Source organism: Pseudoalteromonas sp. UBA6610, from assembly GCF_002433295.1.
Lineage (GTDB): Bacteria > Pseudomonadota > Gammaproteobacteria > Enterobacterales > Alteromonadaceae > Pseudoalteromonas > Pseudoalteromonas atlantica.
In genome coordinates this window covers 1-6804 of record NZ_DJHW01000121.1, presented here as the reverse complement: position 1 = coordinate 6804, position 6804 = coordinate 1, and the positions used below count along the sequence as shown (strand labels likewise).

At 39.6% G+C, this 6804-nt stretch carries 7 protein-coding genes; 3 read left to right on the top strand and 4 right to left on the bottom strand.

Translation table 11 applies throughout. The features are described from left to right. Both B4F91_RS16100 and B4F91_RS16095 read left to right on the top strand, forming a co-directional pair. On the top strand, positions 1–1149 hold a 1149-nt coding region (locus B4F91_RS16100), incomplete at its 5' end, for a sodium-dependent transporter (RefSeq protein ID WP_288636021.1). Between the two features lie 124 nt (positions 1150–1273). Then, positions 1274–2605: an IS4 family transposase gene (locus B4F91_RS16095; protein WP_288636019.1), complete on the top strand. Its 1332-nt coding sequence runs from the start codon at positions 1274–1276 to the stop codon at positions 2603–2605. 49 nt (positions 2606–2654) lie between these two features. Here B4F91_RS16095 and B4F91_RS16090 read toward each other — a convergent pair whose 3' ends face one another. Further along, a complete protein-coding gene (locus B4F91_RS16090; protein ID WP_288636018.1) occupies positions 2655–3701 on the bottom strand; it encodes an NAD(P)-dependent alcohol dehydrogenase in 1047 nt (348 codons plus the stop codon). Between the two features lie 117 nt (positions 3702–3818). After that, a complete protein-coding gene (locus tag B4F91_RS16085; RefSeq protein WP_288636016.1) occupies positions 3819–4532 on the bottom strand; it encodes a DUF1499 domain-containing protein in 714 nt (237 codons plus the stop codon). Positions 4533–4723: 191 nt separating this feature from the next. Here B4F91_RS16085 and B4F91_RS16080 point away from each other — a divergent pair, with 191 nt between their 5' ends. Beyond that, positions 4724–4945, top strand: a complete 222-nt coding sequence (locus tag B4F91_RS16080) for a hypothetical protein (RefSeq protein WP_008108632.1) — start codon at positions 4724–4726, stop codon at positions 4943–4945. Here B4F91_RS16080 and B4F91_RS16075 read toward each other — a convergent pair. Then, positions 4942–6507: a sensor domain-containing diguanylate cyclase gene (locus B4F91_RS16075; protein WP_288636014.1), complete on the bottom strand. Its 1566-nt coding sequence runs from the start codon at positions 6505–6507 to the stop codon at positions 4942–4944. The genes B4F91_RS16080 and B4F91_RS16075 overlap by 4 nt on opposite strands. 56 nt (positions 6508–6563) lie before the next feature. Further along, positions 6564–6804, bottom strand: a 241-nt coding sequence (locus B4F91_RS16070; RefSeq protein WP_288636012.1) for a sensor histidine kinase, incomplete at its 5' end; no start/stop codon positions are given.

Sequence of the window (6804 nt, the reverse complement as noted above, 5' to 3'; positions counted from 1 at the left end):
CAAGCTAATGCGGTTTCTTCATTAACTAAATTAACCACTAAACCTTGGCAAAAGCAGTTTGCTTTTGCTGTTGGCTTTGGCGGTATTTTATGTGCAGGTTTTATACTCAGCTTTTATGCGATTGTTGCTGGTTGGATGTTAAGTGCAACTCTGGAGCCTGTAACCACACTCATAGGTGCTGATGCTGCATCTTCGTGGCTAAGTGAACAGTCACTTACACGTAATATTCTTTTTACTGTGGTATTTATTATTTTAACCGTTGCTATTATTAGCCGCGGTGTTGAAAACGGTATTGAAAAGTGGTCAAAACGTTTAATGCCTGCTCTGCTCGGAATTTTGTTTGCTTTAATTGCCTATGTAATGACTCAAGAAGGGGCTGTTGAGGGGTTAAAAGCTTACTTAGTCCCCGATTTTTCTTCTATTTTTGATCCTACGTTATTAGTCAGTGCATTAGGGCAGGCCTTCTTTTCATTATCACTGGGTACCAGTGTAATGATTATTTATGGCTCATATATCAGTAAAAAGGAAAACCTCGTCTCTTTGGGTGCTTATGTTACGCTTATTGATGTATTTATAGCATTTGTAGCGGGCTTACTGATTATCCCGGCTATGTATGTTGCACAAGCACAAGGTGTTGAAATATTCTCGTCAACAACAGGCAAGCTGCTCTCAGAAGACACTTTAGTATTTCAGGTTTTACCCGCCCTATTTGATGGTATGGGTGGTGTTGGTTTATTTGTTGGCTTTGCTTTTTTTGCATTAATGAGTATTGCCGCACTGACCTCGTCTATTTCAATGCTTGAAGCGCCGGTGTCGTACACTGTAGAGCGTTTTGCAATGAAGCGTGTGCAAGCCACGTGGTTAATTGGTGCTTTGATTGCCATTGTCAGTATTACTATTGTATGTAACCTAGGCGCGTTATTTGGCTTAGTGATCACCTTAACGACTAAAGTCGCGCAGCCCTTGTTAGGACTTATGTGTTGTATTTTTGTAGGGTGGATCTGGTACAGGTCGTCATTGCTCAAAGCAATCCAGCAAGGTAACCCTGAAGTACATAACACCTTATTTTGGAAAATATGGCCTTGGTACACTAAGTTTGTATGCCCCATAGCCATTAGCCTAGTATTCTTACATTCTTTACTAAGCTAAAAATAAAATATAAAAAAGGCCCACAAATGTGTAATGCCGATCAGTTAAGAATATTTTTGATCGGTTGACTGATCTTTTTAACGCTTTCAAAATCCGATATCTGTCTCTGGTATCGGATTTTTTTATGCGCTTTGAAAATGAATTAGCGGTCGCTTTTAACTCTTGTGGTAGTTTTCATACATTCGAAAAATATGCTGAGCTACTTTCCCCTCAACTTATTCAGCAAGGCTTTGAACAAGCTGGTGTGGCTACCATTCGTAAAAGAAGGTTGCCGCTTGAAACGGTTCTGTGGTCAATTATCGGCATGTCTTTATATCGTCAGAAATCGGTTTGGGATATTGCAACACAAATGGACATTATGTTGCCCGATAAGAAACCATTGGTCGCGCCCAGTGCGTTGGTTCAGGCAAGACAGAGGTTGGGGGAAGACGCTGTTCGAGAGGTGTTTCGAGTGATGGCAAAGCATAGCTATGAGTCTAATCAATTTGAAACCTGGGCTGGATTAAATTTGCTGGCTGTTGATGGTGTTGTCTGGCGAACGGCTGATACGCAGGAAAATCATGAAGTGTTTGAGACACAGAGTAATCAACATAGAGAGAATACTTATCCTCAGATCCGTATGGTTTGCCACATGGAAATCACCAGCCATCAACTTATCAATAGCGCCTTCTCGGGTTACCGCACCAATGAAATGAAGTTGGCCGAGGAGTTGGTAAGCACGACTCCAAATAATTCTTTAACGCTGTTTGATAAGGGATATTACTCTCTTGGTCTGCTAAATCGTTGGCATCAAGCAGGTGAGCAAAGACACTGGATGATACCCGCGAAAAAAGACCTTCAGTATGAGGTGCTACGTAGCTTTAGCAAACAGGACCAGCATATACGTTTAACCAGCACACCACAGGCAAGGAAGAAATTCACTGACTTGCCTGAATACGTCGAAGCAAGATTAGTCACGAAAACGATAAAAGGGAAAACGTATCGAATGTTATCGTCAATGGTAGACCCAATGCGATTTCCAGGTGATGAGATGGTTGAATTATATCGATACCGATGGGAAATTGAGTTGGGCTACCGCGAGATGAAGCAATCACTTCTTAACAGCGAATATACGCTAAGAAGTAAACGCCCAGATATGATTAGGCAAGAACTATGGGGCGTACTGCTGTGCTATAACTTAATCAGGCAAGGAATGACGGCAGCAGCAGGGAAATTAGGAGGTGTGTTACCCAATCAACTCAGTTTTACCAGCTGTTCAATGGCTATTACACACTTCTTCGTTACTGTATCGTTGAGCAGTCCAGGCAATATTCCTAAAGCATACAATGCCTTACTCACGAAAATGAGCTTCTTCTTGTTACCAGAAAGGCGAGAAGACAGGAGCTACCCAAGATGGGTAAAACCAAAGCCAAAGAAGTATCCGACTAAAAAGAAAAATGCCAGTCAGCTTAACTGACTGGCATTACGCGTATAGCGGCTCTTGTTATATTCATTACTTTAATTAATTACACGTCAATCGACGCCATATCAATAACAAAACGGTAACGCACATCTGAGCGTTCCATGCGCTCATAGGCGGTGTTAATTTCGTCTATATTGATCATTTCACACTCAGGTAATACATTGTGCTCACCACAGAAATCGAGCATTTGCTGTGTTTCTGCAATACCACCAATCAAGGATCCTGCCACACGACGACGACCCATTAACAATGGCACTGTGTTTAGCTCATCTACAGGGCCTACTTGGCCAACAATCACTAACGTGCCATCAATATCAAGTAGCGGTGTATACAGTGATAGGTCATGCTTTACTGGTATAGTATCAATGATCACATCAAACGCTGATTGTGCATTTTTCATTTCATCATCGTTGTTCGACACTAAATAGTGCTGTGCACCTAGCTTAATTGCATCTTCTTTTTTAGACTCTGTACGACCAATAACCGTAACCGTTGCACCCATTGCCACAGCATTTTTAACCGCCATATGGCCAAGCCCACCAAGGCCGACAACTGCAACGCGGCTACCTTTTTTAACGCCCCATTTTTGCAGCGGAGAGTAAGTAGTAATGCCAGCGCACAATAAAGGCGCCACTCGCGATAGCTCTAAATTTTTAGGTACTGAAAGCACAAACTCTTCGCGAACTACAACATGCTTAGAGTAGCCACCTTGAGTCATTTCACCGTTTATTCTGTCTTTGCCACTGTAAGTGCCAACCATGCCTTCACGACAAAATTGCTCTTCGTGATTATGACATTGGTCGCAGCTTTGACATGAGTCAACCATACAGCCTACAGCAACGGTATCGCCTTGCTGATATTTAGTAACATCGCTACCAACCGAAATTACTTTACCAACAATTTCGTGCCCTGGTACTAATGGGTATTTACTGCCACCCCAATCGTTTCGCACTGCGTGTAAGTCTGAATGACAGACACCACAATATAAAATCTCTATTGCTACATCGTTATTTCGTAAATCGCGGCGCTCAAAAGAAAACTCTGTAAGTTCAGAACCTTGGCTTTTTGCTGCATATCCGACTGTTTTCATAATAACTCCATAGTTTATTAAAATTTATAACTCACACAGTATGCATTATCAGCTCTGAACATGAACTGACGTTGCAACCGCAAAAAAACCAGCATAGTGCTGGGCTATTTTTATTAATTACTGCACCACAACGGCGTTTAACTCGTCAATCAGAGCACTAATACGCTGGGCATTTTTGCCTAAATCACTTTTACCAATGCGAGATTTACTGCGTATGTCTACCACACGCTTACTGCCTTTGTCGTTAATACGCACTACAACATCATCTTTAAAGCCAAACCAGGTTGTGGTGTCTGTGGCTTCAACAATACCATTATTAACATCACTATTAACCAGTTCCCAACCAAGGTTTTCCGTGGCTTTTGTTGTGGCTGCCACTAACTCTAGTTGCGTTTGGTTGTACTCGAGCGGTTTTAGCTCTGGGTATGCTTTTCGTTGTTGCGCTGCCGTTTCTTCTCCCGCGTATGCTACAGGATTAGGTGCATCAGCACGCAAAGGCACAACCGCAACAAACTCAGGTGGGTTAATTAAATCGGTAGAAATATCATGAATTGGCGGAACACTTTTTGCGGTATTCATCATGTTAAGCGGCATTGCAATAGCAACAGCTGCAAAAATAACCGTGATCACTGCACTGGCTAGGCTTACTGTTTTACGCATGAATAGCACTTGAACTAATAATAAGGCTAATGCTGCCCCACCAACATACACGCCTAATCTAAAACCAGCAAAGGCAGTGCCTAGTTCAACAATATTAAATTTATAAAGGGGTCCTGGTAGCACCACCATTAAAAAAGCGATAAGCCCAACTAAGGTCACTAAATGTTTCATTGCCTACTCCGTTATTGTTATATGGTTATTGTTTTTTAAACAGCTTTATACTGTTAACACTCCAATTTAGATTACTATGACCGATAAGTATCTATAAAGTCATAATTTATTGCTCTTTTAAAGTAGATAACTTGACTCCTTGGTAAAAATCAACAAACTACGGGGGTAAAATTATCAGGGTATTATTATTTATGAAAACAGAGATTAGTTACCGATTTGAGTCATCACAAGTGGCTAACCGCTTTTTACACGAATTAAAAGATTGGCCAGTCAATGACGTAAAAACACGCCTTTTCAATGGCGGCGACAGCGTTAAAGTAAGCTACGAATATGATGAAAGCGGATTTGATTATACCGTTGCCGAACTTGATGATTTAGCTGAGCAACACGGCGGGCAAGAGGTATCGAGTTAAATCGACTTAAACCTAATCTGGTTACGTCCCTCTTTTTTTGCTTGATACAATAACTCATCTGCTGTTTTAATCACCGATTTAGGTTGTATATTTTGCTCAATTATACTGTTTGCATTGATACTCACGCAGCCAATACTAATAGTTAGCTGATTTTGTATATCAGAGCCAATATGATCAATATGTAAATCAATAATGGCGTTTAACAACAAGTTTGATACCTCAACACCTTGTTCATCACTGAGTCGATTAAATAAAAGAATAAACTCTTCGCCACCGTAACGAGCTGCCACCCCCTGATAAAGCAACGCTGTTTTATTTAAAACATTAGCCACTTTTTGCAGTGCGGCATCACCCGCTTGATGGCCATACACATCATTAAATTGTTTAAAGAAATCCACATCAACCAGTAATATCGTTAAAGTACTACGCTCATTTTTTGCTTCGCTCCACTGCTGATCAAATATTTCATCAAATGCACGACGATTAAATAAATGAGTGAGCCCATCTATCTTACTAATTCTCTCAAGCTCTTTATTTTTTTCACTTATTTGCATAAACAAAGCGTTAAAACCTTTAATCAGAACTTGCAGCTCTAAAAACTGATTACTCATTCTTAATGGGCTTAACGTGTTACGAAGTAGCATTTTATTTAATGCCTCAGCTCCGCTTATTAAAGGACGAATAAAATAACGATTAATAATAAATAAGCCCAGCAACGAAATAAGCAAAAACATTAATAGTGTTAACAACAAATCACGGTCTAATAAAGTAGGTAGTTGTTGATGATAATGTTTAATATCTATCAGCATAAGTGGCTCATTATTAATGTCGAGTAACACTCTTCGCCTTTGAGTAGCAATTTTACCGCCTTGTAAGCTACCCGTTAATTTTTTTAGGTGCGTATCAAACTGTCCATCGGCTGGAATAGAGTGGGTAAGGTCAACCTGTGACACACCGGCAATTTTTTGTATAAACGATGGGCGTACTTTTCTTATAAAAACCATAGCGCCAATTTGTTCACCCGTGTTATTGGTTTTTCTGATCATATGAGATGCAAACATCACTGGTCCATATTGCGTTTTTAAAAAGCCAGAATGTTGTAAGCTGTTATTTTGTGGGGTGATATAGTTGAGAGGTAAAATTGATTTATTTTTTTGGTGTGTTTGTAAGTTAAATTCAGGGGCATCAAAATCATTAACTTGTACATAATTATGTGTTTTAGAGTAAACCAAATTAAAGTTCATATCATAAATAAATACGCCATCAATTTTCAACGATTTAAAGGTATCATCAACAAAGTTTGAGCTAATGTAACGAGAGTCTAGCGTTTGTAAAAACTCATAACTATCGTCCCACACAGCGTAATCATAATTTAGCGTTTTTAAAAATACAAACTCACGTTCTAAGGCAATTTTTACGCTTAGTAACTCTCTGTTTTGGTAATCCTCAATACTTTGCTCAATGTTAGGTAAACTAAAAAAGTAGCGATAACCAACTAGTAAACCAGTGACCATGGTCATTAAAATTAATATGCTTGTTATTACAAAGTATCTAAGTGACATAAGCTCTGCATTTTAGTATTTTAGGTACAGTTGAATGTAAGCTTTAAGTTTAAAGCTTACACGGACTTTGTTGAAATAGGTATTGCACAACGTATTAAAGACCCCTTATTAACTTCACTTTCAACCTCTATAGTGCCATTGTGCTCTTTAAGTATGTTGTAAACTATAGCCATTCCCATACCAGTGCCTTGGCCTACGGGTTTAGTAGTAAAGAAAGGATCGAATATTTGTTTAAGTATGTCGCCATCCATCCCACAGCCGTTATCTGCCACCTCAATATAAATATTATTTTTATTA

Coding starts and splice junctions, on each gene's coding strand:
- B4F91_RS16085 (WP_288636016.1), bottom strand. CDS start 4,532: ATGAAACATTTAGTGACCTTAGTTGGGCTTATCGCTTTTTTAATGGTG.
- B4F91_RS16080 (WP_008108632.1), top strand. CDS start 4,724: ATGAAAACAGAGATTAGTTACCGATTTGAGTCATCACAAGTGGCTAAC.
- B4F91_RS16075 (WP_288636014.1), bottom strand. CDS start 6,507: ATGTCACTTAGATACTTTGTAATAACAAGCATATTAATTTTAATGACC.
- B4F91_RS16090 (WP_288636018.1), bottom strand. CDS start 3,701: ATGAAAACAGTCGGATATGCAGCAAAAAGCCAAGGTTCTGAACTTACA.
- B4F91_RS16095 (WP_288636019.1), top strand. CDS start 1,274: ATGCGCTTTGAAAATGAATTAGCGGTCGCTTTTAACTCTTGTGGTAGT.